This is a genomic window from Clostridium sp. (assembly GCF_051654825.1).
Taxonomy (GTDB): domain Bacteria; phylum Bacillota; class Clostridia; order Clostridiales; family Clostridiaceae; genus Clostridium.
Genome location: NZ_JBOFYU010000119.1, coordinates 1 through 17,881 on the forward strand (window position 1 = coordinate 1; position 17,881 = coordinate 17,881).

The window sequence follows — 17,881 nt, forward strand, 5'->3', positions numbered from 1 at the left end:
ATCCCAAAATTAACTAATAAAAACATATTTCTATTCTTAACTATTTGTCCATATCCTACATGTATATCATTTACTTTTTGGAATATAGATAACCCATCAATATAGTAATCTTGAATAATATCATTCATAATATCTTCTACCTTTAAAGGTACTCTATTAAAATCATTGAATATTTCATTTTGGATGTTACATCTTAACTCTTCATCCTCTCCATTTTTAAAAAGCTCATAATATGTTTCTATAATATTATTTTGTACAAAAGCATAATCATTTTTCAGTAAATCCTTTATTTTAGTCATATTATTACTTTTAAATTCATAATCAAGTATGGTTCCATTTATTTTATATTCTGATAGCTTTAATTCCATTAAAATAGTAGGTCTTATTTTTTTAAAACCTAAATTACTTAACATCTCAGAATTTCTTTTACAATCTACAGCATCGTAAGTTAATAAACAATTATTAAAACTACTAAATAATGAAGGTGTTAATAATTTTATATATTTTTCATCTATATATAGAGCCCAAACTCTTATTGAAATATCTAAAGGTGCATCGTACCATATAAAGCCAACTAAGTGGTTATTATAATTTATTAATCTTAAAAACCTTCGATAAATGAATTTATAAATAAAATTTTGTGAATCATAGGTTTTAAAAAAATCCTTATCATATGTTTGAAGCTGTAAGCTTTCATTATATATATTTCTAAATGAATCAAAATTTGCTGTTGTCAATCTTTCTAATGTAAACATATCCTTAACCCCACATAATCCTCTCTATTTCAGTATAAGATTTTATATAAAACATAGTCAACCATATTATTGAATTTTTGTTATATTATATTTTGTAGTTTTAATAGAACTAACGCATTTTAGTTATTTAATATATTAATTTTAAAAATAAAAAAAGAGATACATATATTATCTATATGCATCTCATTTATTAAAATTACTCTTACTCTGTATCTTTTATACTTAAAGCTATTTTTTTATTTTCTGAATCAACAGTAAGAATCTTAGCTTTTACTTCTTCACCAATTTTTAATACATCTGAAGGATGTTTAATTCTATCATGAGTTATTTTTGATATATGAACTAAACCATCAACCCCAGGTTCAAGTTCAACAAAAGCACCGAAATCGTTGATTCTAACAACTTTACCTAAAACTACAAATCCTTCTGGATATTTTTCATTAATATTTTCCCATGGCTCAGGTAATAACGCTTTTATACTTAATGAAAGCTTATTATTTTCTCTGTCCATTTCTATTATTTTAACATCTACAATTTGTCCCTTTTTTAAGAAGTCTTCTGCAGACTTTACATGGCTCCATGATATTTGAGATAAATGTAATAGACCATCAATTCCATTAACTTCTGCAAATGCACCAAATTTAGTAAATCTCTTTACTTCAGCTTTAACTATATCATCTACTGATAAGTTTTCCCAAGCAGCATCATCTTTTATTTTATTTTGCTCTTCTAAAATAATTCTTCTTGATGCAACAATCTTAGATGGATTTTCATCTGAGAAGTCTATTAATCTAACTTCTAAATTAGTATTAACAAGTGCTTCCTTATCTTTAATAAACTTAACATCTATTTGTGATACTGGAATAAATATTCTTACTCCTTTATAGTATCCAACTAACCCCTTTTCTTTAGCATCTTTAATTAAAAGTGAAAAATTTTGATTGTTTTCAAATAAGCTTTTTAATTCAACTATTGTAGCTTCTTTTTCATATTCAAGTCTTGATAATACTACATTACCATCTTCATTTTTTATCTTAATAACCTTTGCTGTAATATTCTCACCTACATTTAAAGAATTCACAACTTCTTCGATATTTTCAAGTGAAGATAATTCTTTAAATGGAATAACTCCATCTGATTTATACCCAACTAAAGAAACAACAATTTCATCACGACTAATTGATAAAATCTCACCAGTTACTTCATCGCCTATACTGAATCTTCTATCCATGTCATTCATTAATTTTAATTGATCGTCCATACTAACTTTCCCCTCCATAACATTAACCACTTCTGTAATAACCCAATCTGGTGTTGATGCACCAGCCGTAATACCAATTTTTTTATATTTATTATTACTAATAAATTCTTCTGTTAATTCTTGAACATTTTCTATATGAATAGTATTTGAACAATTTTTCTTTGAAATTTCATATAATTTTGTAGTATTTGAACTATTTTTTCCACCTATTACTATCATGGCATCAACATCCATAGAAGTTTCATATGCGCTTTTTTGTCTAACTTCTGTAGCAGAGCAAATAGTATTAAAAGCTAATAACTCCTTACAATTAGATGAAAGATTATTTAATGTATTTTTCCAATTTGCTTCTTTTTCAGTTGTTTGAGATACTGCACAAATTTTCTTAGGTAAATCACCAGAAAATTCTCCAGAGCTTGTAATGATAGCCTTATCATTACACCAACCATTAATTCCTATAACTTCAGGATGAGTTTCATCCCCTAAAATTACTATGTTATAACCTAATTCAGAGTATTTATTTACTTTCTTTTGTATATTTGTAACATATGGACATGTAGCATTTACTACTTGAAGACCTTTTGCATTTAACGTATCTATAACATGTTTAGATACCCCATGAGATCTAACAACAATAACATCATTTTCATTTAATGAATCAATGTTATTAAAATCTACTGCATAAATTTCATTATCTTCTAAGTAATTAACCACATCATTATTATGAATTAATGGTCCAAGAGTATATATCTTTCTATTATACTGCTTTTTAACTTTAAGAGCCTCTTCTACAGCTCTTTGTACTCCAAAGCAAAATCCTGCATTTTCAGCAAGTATCACTTTTCTATTCACTTTTTTCACATCCTTTTTTATCATAAGTGTTTATGTTATATATATCTATATATATATTATACGGCTAACAATTTAAGAATATATTTTTATAATAATTTATATTAAAGTTTTATTAAAGAACATATTTTACTTGTTACTTCATCGATATTTAAACCAGTAGTGTCAATTTCAATTGCATCATCAGCTTTTCTTAAAGGATCTATTTCTCTTGTGCTATCAATATGATCCCTTTTTATTATATCTGATAATATTACATCGTAATTTACATCTAATCCTCTTTCCTTTAATTCTTTATATCTTCTATCTGCTCTTTCCTCTGGAGTTGCAGTTAAAAAGAACTTAAATGGTGATTCTTTAAGTACTACAGTTCCAATATCTCTACCATCCATTATAACATTAAATTTTCTAGACATGTCTTGTTGTAGTTTAACTAACTTATGTCTAACCTCTGGAATAGATGCGTAAATTGAAACAACAGAGCTTATTTCAGGAACAGTTATCTTATCTTGAATATTAACTCCATTTAATATTAAATCATCATTTTCAAATTTCATTTCCATAGAATCTATTAATTTACATAATTCATCTATATTTTCTGAGTCAATATTATTTTCACTTGATTTTAATGCTACAGCTCTATACATTGCCCCTGTGTTAATGTACATTAAATTAAATTCCTTTGCTACAAGCTTTGCTATTGTACTTTTTCCTGCTCCTGCTGGACCATCTATAGCTACTGAAAATTTCAAAATTATTTCCACCTTTCAATTCTTAAAATATATTATTTATATGTTACTACCTGCAATAAATCCTGTTGATAACGCTATTTGAACATTATACCCTCCAGTAAAGGCATCAACATCAATCACTTCACCTGCGAAGGATAAGTTATCAATAATTTTAGATCTCATAGTTGATGGATCTATTTCTTTTGTATCTACTCCACCTGCTGTAACAATTGCCTCTGCTAAAGGTCTTAAACCTGTTATATTCATTCTAAAGTCCTTTAGTAAAGATACAAGATATTTTCTTTCTTCTTTTGTAATTTCATTTACCTTCTTATCTTCAGGTATATTTGATAACGCAATAATAACTGGGATAATCTTTTTAGGTAATAAGTCATCAAGACAATTTTTAAAATCCTTATTTATGTATTTCTTAAAGTCACTTTGAACTCTTTTATCAAGTTCATTTTCACTTAATGCTGGCTTAAAGTCTAAAGAAAGTTCATATTGCTTTCCTTTATGAACAAATCTAGATCCACTTAAAATAAGAGGTCCTGATACTCCAAAGTGAGTAAATATCATTTCACCTTGATTATTATATAAAGCTTTCTTTTTTCCCTTTTCAAATATTGATATAGCAACATTTCTAAGTGATAACCCCATTATTTCAGAAATCCATTTTTCTTTAATTTCAATTGGAACTAAAGATGGTTTTAAATCTACTATATTATGACCTAGTGTTTTAGCAAATTTTTGCCCCTCACCCTTTGAACCTGTAAGAGGGTATGAAGCTCCACCAGTACATATAATAAAGTGATCACCTGAAATTTTTTCACCGTTTTCAAGCTTTACTTCTGTAATTTTGCCATTACTTGAAGTAAGACCAATTACTTTACTATTTAACTTTACTGAAACACCTGCTTTATCTAATCCACTTTTTAATCCTTTTATTATATCAGATGATTTATCAGACTGTGGAAAAATTCTTCCTCCACGTTCAACCTTTAAATCTATTCCTTCTTCTTTAAAGAAATTAATTGTATCTTCATTAGTATAGCTATATAATGCACTATAAAGAAATGTTGAATTACCTGGTATAAAATCAAAGAATTCTGATATATCCTTTGCATTAGTAACATTGCATCTTCCTTTACCAGTTATAAATAGCTTTTTTCCTATTCTTTCATTAGAGTCTAATAATACTACTCTATTTTCTTTTGCTGCTGTCATTGCAGCCATCATTCCTGCTGGACCAGCACCAATTACTACTACCTTTTTCATTTAATATTATCCTCCTAAGGTATGTATATACCTTTTTACATAATAACACTTACTTATAATTTATTCAATAAATTATAAGAGTGCTTTTTGTTTATTTATAAAAAAATTTAGGTATATAGCAACGCTATATACCTAAACATTTTTTAGTCATCTCCTACATTTCTATTATTATAAGAGTAAACATTATATTCTTTCCAAATATTTTCCAAGTTTCCAAACGTATCAGCTATTGCTTCTTTTTCTCTCATTCCAACAGCTATAATCAATGCATTTATAACTGATAAAGGAGCTACCAGTGAATCTACAAATGATGCCATATTACTTTGTGCAATAAGAGCATAATCTGCTTTTGTTGCTAAAGGTGATAGTAAGCTATCAGTAATTGCAACTACATCAGCTCCACGATCTTGAGCAAATGCTAAGGCATCTATTGTTCTTGATGCATAACGAGGGAAGCCTATTCCTATAACTAAATCTCCTTCTCCTACATTAATCATTTGTTCAAATATATCTGATATTCCATGACCTACAGTCTTAACATTTTGAAGAATTATATTTAAATAAAAACCTAAAAATTCTGCAAGAGCAGTAGAACTTCTTAACCCTATTATATATATTCTTTTAGCTTCAAATATTTTATTTACTACATCTTCAAAGGTATTATAGTTTATCTTTTCTAATGTAGCTCTTATATTTTCCATATCAGCTTTTAAAACACCTTTTAGCGCATAACCTTCGCTTACATAATCATTAGATAGCTCTAATCTTTGAACAGTAGTAAGCTTATTTTTTATTAACTCTTGTAGTGCCTTTTGTAGCTTTGGATATCCTGAAAATCCTAGCTCATTAGCAAATCTAACTACTGTTGATTCTGATACTCCAACAGAGATACCTAGCTTTGCTGCAGTCATAAATGCTGCTTTATCATAATTTTTAAGTATGTACTCAGCTATTAGCTTTTGACCTTTACTTAATCTTGAAAATCTTAACTGAATTAATCTCATCAAATCTTTAGAATTATCTTTTAGATTATTATCCATAATAAATACCTTCTTTTCTTAAATCTTAAATAATTTATATTTTATAATTCTATCATTTTATGAATAATCTATCAATATATATTTCATAATTTAAATACAATAGATTTTAAAAAATAAATATTTTCTCTTTATTTCTTTTCTATAATTACTAGTGAAGGCGCTGTATCTACTCTATTTAAATAATTATGAGACATTACTCCGAACTTATTTTTAGGAAGTTCCTTTAAATATTCTAAAATGCAAGACTCCTCTTTTTTACCTTCATTATGGCCTTTATAAATACAAATACTCATAATACCACCACTATTTAAGATTTCTAAACCTTGTTTTATACTTTCTAAAGATGTTTGATGTAGTGTTGTTATTTCTTTATCTCCACCGGGTAAAAATCCTAGGTTATACATAATACAATCTACTGTGCCTTCTATATATACACCTAACTTATGATGAGAATCATTAATTACTCGTACATTTTCCTTATTTTTTAATATGTAATTATCACATGCTATTTTTTGAATATCAAATGAAATTACCTCATTAAAGTTTTCTGATAAAAAATCTGTATCAAATCCGTTTCCTAGTGTACAGTCAATTGCCTTATCTTTATTTTCTAAAAAGTTATTAATTATGTAATGTGATATATCGCTTATATCTGCTACATACTTATACATGCTTTACCCCCATTATAGTGAATTAATATAATCTAACTCTTCTTTAGTTAAATCTCTCCATTTACCTGGTTTTAAGTATCCAAGCTTAATATCACCTACAGATACTCTTTTTAAAGCAACAACAGGATGATTTAAAGCAGAACACATTCTTCTGATTTGTCTGTTTTTACCTTCATGTATAATTATTTCTACAGTTGAATAAGTCTTATCTTCTCTTGTTTTTTTATTAAATCTATTTTCAGTTGAAATAACTCTTATTTTAGCAGGTGCAGTTTTATAATCACCTATATCTAAACCAGTTTGAAACTTATTTATTTCACTATCACTAAAAGTTCCTTCACACACTGCAATATATTTCTTTTCTACCTCTACTCTTGGATGAATAATCTTATTATATATTTCACCATCATTAGTTAACAGTATAAGTCCTGAACTATCATAATCTAGCCTTCCTATAGGAAATATTCTTTCATTTACCTTTACTAAATCTATAATAGTACTTCTTCCCTTTTCATCTTTTACTGATGTTATATATCCTTCTGGCTTATTTAACATTATATATACTTTATTTTCTTCAGTTGTAATCTTACAATTGTTATATTCAACTACATCCTTAGATGGATCTACTTTTACTCCTAATTCATTAACTACTATTCCATTTACTTTTACTTTACCACTTAAAATTATCTCTTCACATTTTCTTCTAGATGCTACTCCACACCCAGCCATGTATTTTTGTAATCTTTCTTCCATATTATCACTCCAAGTTTTTCATTTAGCAATTACTATATTACTATTTGGAGCCTAATTATGCAACCTTGAAAGCTTAAGAGTTTACTATTTCTCCTCCATTAACATGAATAGTTTCCCCTGTAATATATGATGCACCTGAGCTAGCTAAGAAAACATAACTTTCAGCAACCTCTACTGGTTGACCTGGCCTCTTCATTGGAGTATTTTTACCAAATTGTGAAACCTTATTTGCATCAAAGGAAGATGGAATTAAAGGTGTCCATATAGGTCCTGGTGCTACTGCGTTTACTCTTATACCTTTTGTTGCTAAATTTAATGCTAAAGATCTAGTAAATGATGTTAATGCTCCCTTACTAGAAGAATAATCTAATAATGTTTCATGTCCATGATAAGCAGTTACAGATGTTGTATTTATAATGCAGTCACCTTCTTTTAAATATGTCATTACAGCCTTTGATAAATACACAGCACTGAAAAAGTTTGTCTTAAATGTCTTTTCTAATTGTGCAGAAGTTAAATCTAAAAAGTTTTTACTTTCATGTTGCTCCGCTGCATTATTAACTAAGATGTTAACTGTATTGTATTTATCAATTACCTTCTTAATAGCATTATTGCAAAATTCTTCATTTCCAACATCACCACTTAATAATGTACATTCCCCTCCAAATCCATTTATTATTTCCCTAGTTTTATTTGCATCATCATGTTCATCTAAATAAATTATAAAAACCTTAGCTCCTTCCTTTGCAAAAGCTATTGAAACAGCTCTTCCTATTCCGCTATCTCCTCCTGTTATCACTGCTACCTTATCCTTTAATCTATTGGAAGAACTATTATAATTTTCTACATAGTAAATTGGTAATGGATTCATTACCCCTTCTATTCCTGGTTGTTTATCTTGATGTTGTGCAGGTACTTCCTTTGGATATTGAATATTTGTCATTAGTAACCATCTCCTTTTTTATAATTAATCTATGTCTATTATTTTACTTAAATTTTAAAATATTATTCTCTTAAAACATAACTATATGGAAAATTTGGATTCTAATGTTAAAAAATGTTATAATGTAATGAAAACTATTAAAATATGAGGTGAACTTATGCATTTAAGAAAAATACAATTTGCTTATACAAATATAAAAGACGTAATTATTAAAACTCCTCTTTTATATAGTGATATTTTTTCAAACCAATATAATAATAACGTATATATGAAATGTGAAAATTTACAAAAAACAGGTGCATATAAGATAAGAGGTGCATTAAATAAAATAAAATCTTTAAAGGAAGAGGAAAAAGAAAAAGGAGTTGTTTGCTCATCAGCAGGTAACCATGCGCAGGGAGTTGCCTTTGCCTCTTCATTAAATAATATTAATTCTACTATTGTAATGCCTAAAACTACACCTTTTGTTAAGGTTAAATCTACTAAGAATTTTGGTGGAAATGTAGTTTTATCAGGTACTTGTTATGATGATGCTTTTAAGGAAGCTAAGTCTATAGAAAAAAATGAAGGTGCTACATTTATTCATCCCTTTAACGATATAGATGTTATCTATGGACAAGGAACTATAGCATTAGAAATATTTGAAGATTTAGAAGATGTTGATGTTATTATATGCCCTATTGGTGGTGGAGGATTAATAAGTGGAGTTTCTTTAGCAGCTAAAGAATTAAACCCCAATATAAAAATTATTGGAGTACAAGCTGAAGGCGCTAATGCAATGGAGCTTAGCTTTAAAAGTGGTAAGCTTACTAATCTAAAATCTATTAATACTATAGCTGATGGTATAGCAGTTAAATCACCTGGAGACTTAACTTTTAGTATAATAAAGGATTATGTAGATGAAATTGTAACAGTTTCTGACAATGAAATAGCAGAAGCATTTTTAATATTAAGTGAAAAGCATAAATTACTAGCAGAAGCATCAGGTGCTACAACCTTAGCAGCCTTAAAAAAAATAAATATTAAAAATAAAAATATAGTATCTGTAATAAGTGGTGGAAATATAGATATGCTAACTATTTCTTCACTTATTAATAATGGTTTAGTTGAAAAAGGAAGGTTGTTCTGTTTTTCAGTTGAGCTTCCAGATACGCCAGGTCAGCTTTTAGATATTTCTAAAATATTAGCTGAAGTAAATGCTAATGTTGTTAAGCTTGAGCATAATCAGTTTAAGGCTATAAATCGTATTAAAAATGTTTTACTAGAAGTTACTGTTGAAACTAATGGCCAAGAGCATATTAATACTATAAAAAAAGCTTTTGATGATTATGGTTTTTCAATAAATCAAATGTATTAATAATGTAAGGAAGACAATATACATTTTACTGTATATTGTCTTCCTTATTATTTAAAATTTCTATTGCTAAATATGATATCAATGAAGAGGTTTGTGGTATTATTTTTTCATTGATATTTAAATATGGACTATGAAGAGGTCCATAAGTACTGTTATCACCCTCTACTTTTGATCCAACATACATAAATAAAGATGGAACCTTTCTACTTATATAACAGAAATCTTCACCGGTCATTGCTCCATGTCTTAATATCTTTAAATCTTCACCATATATTCCCTTTAGTTTGCTTTTAGCAAATTTAATTAAAACAGTGTCATTTATTACTGCGTGAATGGGCTTTTCTATTTCCAAAGAATAATTAGCCCCATTAGACTTAACAACTCCATTAATTACCTTTTCAAATTCATTTGTAATTTCCTTTACCTTAGAATAACTTTCTGCTCTTATAGTTCCCTCAATTAAGACTGAGTTAGGTATTACATTAAAAGCTCCATCTCCTATAAATTTTCCAATGGTTAATACTGCATTTTCAAATGGAGATATTTTTCTACTTATAATTTGCTGTGCACACATATAAATTTGGTTTCCTAGTGAAATAGGATCAATAGTTTTGTGTGGTTCAGCACCATGTCCACCTTTTCCAGTGATATTTAATATAAATTTATTTGCTGCTGCCATAGCACAACCATTAACTATACCTATCTTATTTATATCTAATTCTGGCCAAACATGAGCAGCTAATGCATAATCAACAGATGGTTCTTCATTTAATATATCTCTGGTATCTAGCATTACATCTGCACCACCATCACCTTCTTCAGCTGGCTGAAATAGAATTTTTATATTTCCATTAAAGTTATCTTTTATCTTATTTAATATATAAGCTGCACCTAATATCCAAGAAACATGTGCATCATGCCCACATGCATGCATTACACCAGGATTTTTAGACTTATATTCACATTCTGTCATTTCTGTGATAGGTAAAGCATCCATATCAGCTCTTATTAAAACTGTTTTTCCTTGGCCCTTCCCCCTAATAATTGCAATAACTGTAGTTTCATAAATATCGTTGTAAATTTCAGTAATTCCAAATTCCTTTAATTTACTTACTATGAAATCACTAGTGTTTTTCTCCTTTAAAGATAGTTCAGGATTTTCATGAATATGCCTTCTAATTTTAATTAATTCAACTTCTATTTCTTTTGCTAAAAGGTCTATCTTCTCCTTCATAAGTCCCTCCTATATAAAATATAAAAACCTAAAGTTAAGTTAGCTATTTATCCATTTTGGAGATAAATACCCACCTATATTGCTTATTAATAAAATAAATTCTTTTACTTTTAAATCTAAGTCATTTATTAAGTCACTACTTAAAATATCATATAACTTTGTATAGCTACTATCATTATTTGATATAATTTCTGTATTAACTATATTGTTCTTAATTAATACATCTTTTAAATCTATAAGATCTATAATAGATTTTATAGTTTTGTCTTCCATATAGTTAAATTCCTTATTGCATTGTTTTATAACAAGGATAATTTTCTTATTTAAGTTTACTCCACTTATTTCACTCCAAATATCTTTAAATAAGTTTCCACCTAATATATTTATATACGTCTCTAGGCAAGTTAGTGCCATAATAATGGCTGAAACTTTATGTTTATAAATAGAATCTATTATATCTTCACTAAGTTCTCTTTTTTCTAATTCTTTGAAGTTATTTACTTCTAAAACACAAGAATTATAAAATACTGATGATAAATCAAAATCCACTAAAAATAAGTCCTTACTATAATTAATTTTTTCGAAAGAAGAGAAAATAGCCGGAGTATTTGAATTAATTATTTTTGATTCATCCATTTGTCTTAAGTTATTTAAATGTGCATTATATAATGCCTTAGATAAACTTCTTAAAATAACCTTATTCCATTCAATAAAATGTTCTACTTCATCCTTTAAAGCTTCTATTTTCTCTTCCTCATTTAATCTAGATAATAAAACTTCATATCTTTCCTCAAGCTTATTTATTTCTAAAGTAAAATCAAAGTTAGCTGTTTCTTCACAATAATTAATACAATCTATAACTTTCCATTGATAGAAGTCACCTTCATGTTTTACTTGAAAATATGATCCTAATATATCTCTTGGTCTTAACATACTAGTATTTCTCTTTTCTACAGCAAAAAAATTTGATACTTTACCATTACAAATTAAAGAGTTATATTCAGAAACTATCTCATCATCGCTTAATATACTTTCTTTTTTAATATATCTAGAGTTAAAATTATCAGAAGTAATATTGTTGAATATTTTATAGTTAGAAATAATAACTTTTTTATAAAGAACATTTTCCTCTAATTCATCTTCCTCTAACTTTGAAAAATCTAATGAAATTAGTGTTTCTTTGTTGTTATATATAAATTCCTCTATATTAGAATATTGTATTGCAACTGATTCTACCCACCAGCTTGGATATTTTGTTTTATATGTAATTTTATCTATAATATTGTTATTCAATTTACTCCTCACTTTCCTATAATATTAATAAAGTCAGCAGATTAAATCTACTGACTTTATTAATGTTATTTTTTTAATTTTTTAACAGCTTTATATTTCTTTGCATTGTTTATAATGTCCATAGTATCTTGAGCCATTTCCATTAGGATATTACCTTTTACTTTACCTCTATTAAGTTTTCTTTTAAGTTTTTTAAGCATTTTACTTTTCATGATAAGCCCTCCTTATAATGAGTTATCCTAAATTATATAGCTATAATTCTTAATTAGTTTTCTCATTTTTTATAAGTTTATCACTGTTAAATTTATCTAATGCTCAATTCCTAATGCTCTTAAAATATTTGTAAGTAATTGATCTTTCTTTTCTAGTAAATATTCACCATAGTAATTTACTTCTAAAGATTCTCTAATGTCATTTAACTTTATTTGATTTAATAAGTAATTATTAATATCAATTCTATATAATCCTTCAATTTTATTTCTTATTTCATTATATTGAGTTATATCTGTAGACTTTTTATATTTTCTTACAAGTGAATCTATTTCTGTATTATATTTTTTAATTTTAAATAATATTGATTCTGTATATTTACGCTTAGTTTTAATTAAGTTTTTTTCATATTCTGATTTTATTTTTAATAGCTCATCTATTTTATATGTACAATTATTAATATCGAATTCTACGTTTTCACCTTTTAAAGTTTTATCTAATATATAACTTACTATGTAAGTATCATTTTTAAAGTCATTTTGTAGAAGGTTTGCTCCACCAACTATTTCTATAGACTTTCTTAAGTGTTTAATTTTTTCTTCTATGTTTTTTTCTATTAATTGCATTTTTGATTCTCCTAGTTACGTTTTTAAGTCAATTATTATTATATAGATAGTTACAAAGCTTGTCTATGATGTATTTAATTAATATTAAAATGTTAAGTATATAAATAGATTTCTAACCTTCAGGTTAATTTTTAACTACATCTAAAGGTTAGTAAGTAATTATATAGTTAATATCTCTCTAGAAGAGGTAATGCTACAACGAATATTAATCAAATAAAAAGAAGTTAGCCAAATTATTTTAGCTAACTTCTTTTTTTATATTTATGATGAAATTTCCTTTGTAGATATTAGTTTATATCCTAGCTCCTTAACATCATTTGATTTATTTGATAATACATTGAAATAATTATCAAATAATGCTGTGATAAAATTATATTTATTTTCTGTAAGCTTAGGAAGCTTATTAGAATAATATGATAAAAACGTATCAATAGGTTTTATATTCATATAGTCTTTATTAAAAATTAAAATCTTTAGGAAATCCATATCCTTAATTGCAATTTTAAAAACTTCATGAACTCTTCCATTTCTCATACTTTCATAATGCGTATATTCATTTTTAAACATTTCTTCTGATTCAACAAATAATACTGTAGGTGTAACTGAACTTAAGCTTGCAAATTTCATTGATAACTCCCCCTAATATAAACTAGAATTTATAATATATACTATATTTATATAATACCAATTTTAGAATACGTTTTCAATATTTTCTGAATATTTAATTAAATAATATCTATAGAATTTATATCTAGCTTATAAGTTACATCTTTTCTTTCAACTATAACCTTAATTAAATCCTTTAATTCTTTATCTGATAATATTTTTGCTATAAGTTCTTTAGTTGGATTTATAGCATAGGGGTTTCCTACAGACTTAAACATTGTAAAGTCTCCAGATGTATCACCATATGCATAACTTTGACTTAAATCTATATTATATATATCCTTTAATTCATTTATTGCTTTAAGCTTACTATCATGATCCCACATAGGAATAATTTCACCATTAAACTTATTATTATCATCTCGTTTGTAAATAGTTCCTCTAAAATCATCTAACCCATATTTTTTAGACATTTCACTTACTAATTCTATTGGTGAACCTGATATAGCTATTACTACATGACCTTGTTCTTTATGCCACTTAATTCTTTCACGACTAAATGTATAAACTCTATCTCCTTTTTGTTCTATAACCTTTCTTGCTATATGATCAATATGCTGCTTTTCTATTCCTTTTATTGCTTCAGTATATATCTCAACCATTTTAAGTAAATAAGTATCATAGTCACCTTGTCTTTTATCCCAGCTTAAATACGCAGGTCTTACTTCGTTGTACCATTTATCTTCATTTACTAATTCATATTTTACTATTTTTTTAAAAACCTCAGTTATTAATCCTTCTCTATAAATTGTTCCATCAATATCAAAAAAAGCTGCTATTTTTTTCATCTGTTATATTCCTCCTAATTTAATATCATTTGTTATATAAATATAAAAATACAAAAAATAAGCTTATTAATATTTTCACTCTAATAAAGTTATTTTTAACTCCATATATATCATACTTTTCTCTTATATGAAATGGATTATTAATATAATTAATATTTTCATATATTTTGTTTAATATTAAATTTATATTATCCATTCCTCTTTCTTTAAATCCTTTTATATAATTAATAAACTCATCAATAGTATAAATAGAAATTTCCTTATTATTAGAAAATGACTCATTTTTTAACTCATCTAAAAATAATATATTATTTTCTATTTCAATATCACCAAAAGTATTTTTAAGGGCTAAATTTGTATTTTTTAACTTTTTATTTATTTCCCTATTTTCAGATAAAAACATGTCATTACTCATATTAGGCTCAATGCTTATACTTGTATTCCTATTACATAAAATAATATTATTAATTTTATTTTCAAATATTAAAATAATATCGAATTGTGTTTTTTCATTACCATTTTTTAAGTAAAAATTACTTATAACTTTATAATTATTTTTAGAAACATCAGTTAATTTTTCTATAATATCTAATTCCTTTTCTACATTTTCTTGTATAAAGCTATTTCTACCACTTAAATTTTTTATATATGGAATAAATAGAATTAATGATAAAGGCAAGAAGAATATTATATTAGATAATGATTCAAAGCCTAAACTATCAAAATTTAAAGATATATTATAAATGCTATTAAGGAATATAATTAATAAAAAAATATAAAATATATTCTTAGAATTCTTCTCCATAAGAACCTCCTTAAAATATGTATATATTTTATTTATTCCCTCTTTATTTAAATTAAATCTTTAAACATATATATTAGATTAAGTTTTACATTCATTTATAATAAAACTAACTGTACATTTTTATTCAGAAGAGGACTTAACACAACGTTAAGTCCTCAATTATTATTAATTATTATAGTATAAGCTTTCAGTTGGGTACTCAGCATCACATGTTACATCAATTCCTAGCTTTCTAAATGTTTGATCATCACTTCCAGCTATAATTGTAGTTGAGTGAGCTTGACATCCTTTAAGCATAGTTAATTTATCCATTGCAACTTGTGCCATAGGATTAGTTGCAGCACAAATACTTAAAGCAATTAAAATTTCTTCACTAGTTAAAGCTGTGTTAATACTGCTTAAAGTTTTTGACTTTAAGTTAACTATTGGCTCTAATATTACTGGTGAAATTAAATGAATTTCATCATCTATTTTTGCTAAGTGCTTAATTGCATTTAATATTACTGCAGCAGCTGCATCCATTATGTCTGAACATCTTCCTGTTAAAATAGTTCCATCATGAAGCTCTAAAGCAACAGCTGGGCAAACTTCATTTTTCTTTGAAGCAAGCTTTAATTTTGCAGAATGTTCTCTTGCTGGAATTACAACTTTTCTATCTGATTCCTTAAGACTTAATTCTTCCATAATTAATTTAGCTCTATCAGCAGTTTCTTTATCTATATAACCTTTTTTGTATTCACAAGCAGTTTTAAAGTATCTTCTTATGATTTCTTGATTTGAAGCTTCTTTAACTACTTCATCATCAGTAATTCCATAACCTACTCTGTTAACTCCCATATCTGTTGGTGACTTGTAAACAGCTTCTTCACCTGTGATTTTTTCTATTATTCTCTTAAGAACTGGGAAACTTTCAATATCTCTGTTATAGTTAACAGCAACTTTTCCATATGCATCCATGTGGAATGAATCGATCATATTAACGTCTTTTAAATCAACAGTTGCAGCTTCATAAGCAATATTTAAAGGATGCTTTAATGGAACATTCCATACTGGGAATGTTTCAAACTTAGAATATCCAACAGCATTTCCTCTTTTATTTTCATGATATAATTGGCTTAAACAAGTTGCAAGCTTTCCGCTACCTGGACCTGGTGCAGTAACTACTACTATTTCCTTAGTAGTTTCAATATATGGATTTTTTCCATATCCTTCGTCACTTACTATTGTATCTACATCAGTTGGATAACCTTTTGTCGCTTCATGCTTATAAACTTTAATTCCTCTACGCTCAAGCTTATTAATGAATACAGTTGTAGCAGGTTGACCACTATATCTAGTTATAACAACACTATTAACATCTAATTCATAAGATCTTAAATCATCTATAAGTCTTAAAACTTCTAAATCATATGTAATTCCAAAGTCGCCTCTTATTTTATTTCTTTCTATATCTCCTGCATAAACGCAAATGATAACTTCAACTTTTTCTCTTAATTTATGTAATAATTTAATTTTTGCATCTTCATCAAATCCTGGTAAAACTCTTTTTGCATGTAAATCGCACATTAGCTTTCCACCAAATTCAAGATAAAGCTTATCATAGTCATTTACTCTTTCTAAAATAAACTTTGATTGTTCTTCTAAATACTTCTTATGATCGAATCCAATTTTCATTCTTTATGCCTCACTCACTATATATTATTAATTAATTGTATTTACTAGTTCTATTAAATACATATTATACAACATTATTTTTTGTTTTTCTACAAATAATTTATACTACGCTATAATATTAATAAAAATTGGTTAGTACATTTAAGAATATACTAACCAAATTCATTTTAACTTTATAATTATATCTATTAAGTAAATTATTTAATAGATATATTACTAGGTTTAGGCTGGAATAAGCTTTTATAAATAGCATCAAATCCATCATCTTTTACATGTATTTCTGTTGAATCTTCTACATAAAACTTATTCATAGTATTTACTACTAATTCAAATTTTTTTATGTTGTTTTCTTCAAGTAAAACCTTATATAAATATGATAAATGATTTTGAAGATATTCTTGTATTTCCTTTGCCTCTTCACTACTAATCTTTTCATTAGCTATAAGATTCTTTATAGGACCATTATTTAATATAAAATAAGCTGACCCTTTAGTTATGCTTTGCATTTGTGGGCTTAATTTATTTTCATCCATTAATAGATACCTCTTTTCCTTAGATAATTACACCTAATATTTAACTATAATTTCTAAAAAAAGACAAGATATATAATTTTAAGATACATTCTTTTTATAATCTAAAAAGTAGAATTTTTCTAAAATAACTTCTATTTTATGTTTTTTAATTCCGTCACTACTTGTGTAGCTATCATTTTTAAGTCTGCCCTCTATTGCTATCTTTCTTCCTTTTTTTCCATGCTTTGATAAAATTTCTGCACTCTTATTAAATGCTACAACTTCTATAAATGTCGCCACGTCTTCTTGTCGCTTACTATTATATGTATTTATTGCAATACTAAAATTACTATAAATACATTTGTCAGATTCTTTAAGTTCAATATCTCTAGTCAAATTACCTATAATATTTACTTTGTTCATAATAATAACCTC

At 26.5% G+C, this 17,881-nt stretch carries 19 protein-coding genes; 1 reads left to right on the forward strand and 18 read right to left on the reverse strand.

The window, feature by feature from the left end:
* The 8 genes from ACRDBA_RS07295 to ACRDBA_RS07330 form a co-directional block, all read right to left on the reverse strand.
* The coding region (locus ACRDBA_RS07295) for a hypothetical protein (RefSeq protein WP_438572267.1) at positions 1 to 755 on the reverse strand (755 nt) is incomplete at its 3' end.
* A 202-nt stretch (positions 756 to 957) separates the two neighbouring features.
* Positions 958 to 2,868: a bifunctional 4-hydroxy-3-methylbut-2-enyl diphosphate reductase/30S ribosomal protein S1 gene (locus ACRDBA_RS07300; RefSeq protein WP_438572268.1), complete on the reverse strand. Its 1,911-nt coding sequence runs from the start codon at positions 2,866 to 2,868 to the stop codon at positions 958 to 960.
* Positions 2,869 to 2,969: 101 nt separating this feature from the next.
* Positions 2,970 to 3,617: a (d)CMP kinase gene (gene cmk, locus ACRDBA_RS07305; RefSeq protein WP_438572269.1), complete on the reverse strand. Its 648-nt coding sequence runs from the start codon at positions 3,615 to 3,617 to the stop codon at positions 2,970 to 2,972.
* Between the two features lie 36 nt (positions 3,618 to 3,653).
* On the reverse strand, positions 3,654 to 4,874 hold the full coding sequence (locus ACRDBA_RS07310) for an NAD(P)/FAD-dependent oxidoreductase (RefSeq protein WP_438572270.1): 1,221 nt from the start codon (positions 4,872 to 4,874) through the stop codon (positions 3,654 to 3,656).
* A gap of 143 nt (positions 4,875 to 5,017) precedes the next feature.
* Positions 5,018 to 5,914, reverse strand: coding sequence for a MurR/RpiR family transcriptional regulator (locus ACRDBA_RS07315; protein WP_438572271.1), 897 nt, complete (start codon positions 5,912 to 5,914; stop codon positions 5,018 to 5,020).
* Positions 5,915 to 6,042: 128 nt separating this feature from the next.
* Entirely contained in the window at positions 6,043 to 6,585 is a 543-nt protein-coding gene (locus ACRDBA_RS07320) for a tRNA (mnm(5)s(2)U34)-methyltransferase (protein ID WP_438572272.1), read from the reverse strand.
* Positions 6,586 to 6,597: 12 nt separating this feature from the next.
* Complete coding sequence (locus ACRDBA_RS07325; protein ID WP_438572273.1) at positions 6,598 to 7,338, reverse strand: pseudouridine synthase; 741 nt, start codon at positions 7,336 to 7,338, stop codon at positions 6,598 to 6,600.
* A 73-nt stretch (positions 7,339 to 7,411) separates the two neighbouring features.
* The gene (locus ACRDBA_RS07330) at positions 7,412 to 8,281 is read right to left on the reverse strand and encodes an SDR family oxidoreductase (protein ID WP_438572274.1); all 870 of its coding nucleotides are present in this window, start codon (positions 8,279 to 8,281) and stop codon (positions 7,412 to 7,414) included.
* 157 nt (positions 8,282 to 8,438) lie between these two features.
* Here ACRDBA_RS07330 and ilvA point away from each other — a divergent pair, with 157 nt between their 5' ends.
* A complete protein-coding gene (gene ilvA, locus ACRDBA_RS07335) occupies positions 8,439 to 9,638 on the forward strand; it encodes a threonine ammonia-lyase (RefSeq protein WP_438572275.1) in 1,200 nt (399 codons plus the stop codon).
* 25 nt (positions 9,639 to 9,663) lie between these two features.
* Here ilvA and ACRDBA_RS07340 read toward each other — a convergent pair whose 3' ends face one another.
* The 10 genes from ACRDBA_RS07340 to ACRDBA_RS07385 form a co-directional block, all read right to left on the reverse strand.
* Positions 9,664 to 10,872: a M20 metallopeptidase family protein gene (locus tag ACRDBA_RS07340; RefSeq protein ID WP_438572276.1), complete on the reverse strand. Its 1,209-nt coding sequence runs from the start codon at positions 10,870 to 10,872 to the stop codon at positions 9,664 to 9,666.
* 39 nt (positions 10,873 to 10,911) lie between these two features.
* A complete protein-coding gene (locus ACRDBA_RS07345; protein ID WP_438572277.1) occupies positions 10,912 to 12,165 on the reverse strand; it encodes a hypothetical protein in 1,254 nt (417 codons plus the stop codon).
* Positions 12,166 to 12,230: 65 nt separating this feature from the next.
* Complete coding sequence (locus ACRDBA_RS07350) at positions 12,231 to 12,377, reverse strand: hypothetical protein (protein WP_438572278.1); 147 nt, start codon at positions 12,375 to 12,377, stop codon at positions 12,231 to 12,233.
* A gap of 96 nt (positions 12,378 to 12,473) precedes the next feature.
* Positions 12,474 to 13,001, reverse strand: coding sequence for a hypothetical protein (locus tag ACRDBA_RS07355; RefSeq protein WP_438572279.1), 528 nt, complete (start codon positions 12,999 to 13,001; stop codon positions 12,474 to 12,476).
* A gap of 261 nt (positions 13,002 to 13,262) precedes the next feature.
* The gene (locus ACRDBA_RS07360) at positions 13,263 to 13,628 is read right to left on the reverse strand and encodes a hypothetical protein (protein WP_438572280.1); all 366 of its coding nucleotides are present in this window, start codon (positions 13,626 to 13,628) and stop codon (positions 13,263 to 13,265) included.
* Positions 13,629 to 13,726: 98 nt separating this feature from the next.
* On the reverse strand, positions 13,727 to 14,455 hold the full coding sequence (locus ACRDBA_RS07365; RefSeq protein WP_438572281.1) for an HAD family hydrolase: 729 nt from the start codon (positions 14,453 to 14,455) through the stop codon (positions 13,727 to 13,729).
* A gap of 25 nt (positions 14,456 to 14,480) precedes the next feature.
* Positions 14,481 to 15,260 carry a hypothetical protein gene (locus ACRDBA_RS07370; protein WP_438572282.1) on the reverse strand — a complete coding sequence of 260 codons (780 nt, stop codon included), beginning with the start codon at positions 15,258 to 15,260 and terminating at the stop codon, positions 14,481 to 14,483.
* A gap of 165 nt (positions 15,261 to 15,425) precedes the next feature.
* On the reverse strand, positions 15,426 to 16,934 hold the full coding sequence (locus ACRDBA_RS07375; protein ID WP_438572283.1) for a DUF1846 domain-containing protein: 1,509 nt from the start codon (positions 16,932 to 16,934) through the stop codon (positions 15,426 to 15,428).
* Between the two features lie 197 nt (positions 16,935 to 17,131).
* Positions 17,132 to 17,467: a hypothetical protein gene (locus ACRDBA_RS07380; protein WP_438572284.1), complete on the reverse strand. Its 336-nt coding sequence runs from the start codon at positions 17,465 to 17,467 to the stop codon at positions 17,132 to 17,134.
* A gap of 78 nt (positions 17,468 to 17,545) precedes the next feature.
* The coding region (locus ACRDBA_RS07385; RefSeq protein WP_438572285.1) for a single-stranded DNA-binding protein at positions 17,546 to 17,881 on the reverse strand (336 nt) is incomplete at its 5' end.

Bases quoted from the DNA above. Each gene is read 5' to 3' on its own strand.
- ACRDBA_RS07330 (WP_438572274.1), bottom strand. From the start codon at position 8,281: ATGACAAATATTCAATATCCAAAGGAAGTACCTGCACAACATCAAGAT.
- ilvA (WP_438572275.1), top strand. From the start codon at position 8,439: ATGCATTTAAGAAAAATACAATTTGCTTATACAAATATAAAAGACGTA.
- ACRDBA_RS07370 (WP_438572282.1), bottom strand. From the start codon at position 15,260: ATGGAGAAGAATTCTAAGAATATATTTTATATTTTTTTATTAATTATA.
- ACRDBA_RS07355 (WP_438572279.1), bottom strand. From the start codon at position 13,001: ATGCAATTAATAGAAAAAAACATAGAAGAAAAAATTAAACACTTAAGA.
- ACRDBA_RS07340 (WP_438572276.1), bottom strand. From the start codon at position 10,872: ATGAAGGAGAAGATAGACCTTTTAGCAAAAGAAATAGAAGTTGAATTA.
- ACRDBA_RS07315 (WP_438572271.1), bottom strand. From the start codon at position 5,914: ATGGATAATAATCTAAAAGATAATTCTAAAGATTTGATGAGATTAATT.
- ACRDBA_RS07360 (WP_438572280.1), bottom strand. From the start codon at position 13,628: ATGAAATTTGCAAGCTTAAGTTCAGTTACACCTACAGTATTATTTGTT.
- ACRDBA_RS07375 (WP_438572283.1), bottom strand. From the start codon at position 16,934: ATGAAAATTGGATTCGATCATAAGAAGTATTTAGAAGAACAATCAAAG.
- ACRDBA_RS07380 (WP_438572284.1), bottom strand. From the start codon at position 17,467: ATGGATGAAAATAAATTAAGCCCACAAATGCAAAGCATAACTAAAGGG.
- ACRDBA_RS07350 (WP_438572278.1), bottom strand. From the start codon at position 12,377: ATGAAAAGTAAAATGCTTAAAAAACTTAAAAGAAAACTTAATAGAGGT.
- ACRDBA_RS07325 (WP_438572273.1), bottom strand. From the start codon at position 7,338: ATGGAAGAAAGATTACAAAAATACATGGCTGGGTGTGGAGTAGCATCT.
- ACRDBA_RS07320 (WP_438572272.1), bottom strand. From the start codon at position 6,585: ATGTATAAGTATGTAGCAGATATAAGCGATATATCACATTACATAATT.
- ACRDBA_RS07310 (WP_438572270.1), bottom strand. From the start codon at position 4,874: ATGAAAAAGGTAGTAGTAATTGGTGCTGGTCCAGCAGGAATGATGGCT.
- ACRDBA_RS07365 (WP_438572281.1), bottom strand. From the start codon at position 14,455: ATGAAAAAAATAGCAGCTTTTTTTGATATTGATGGAACAATTTATAGA.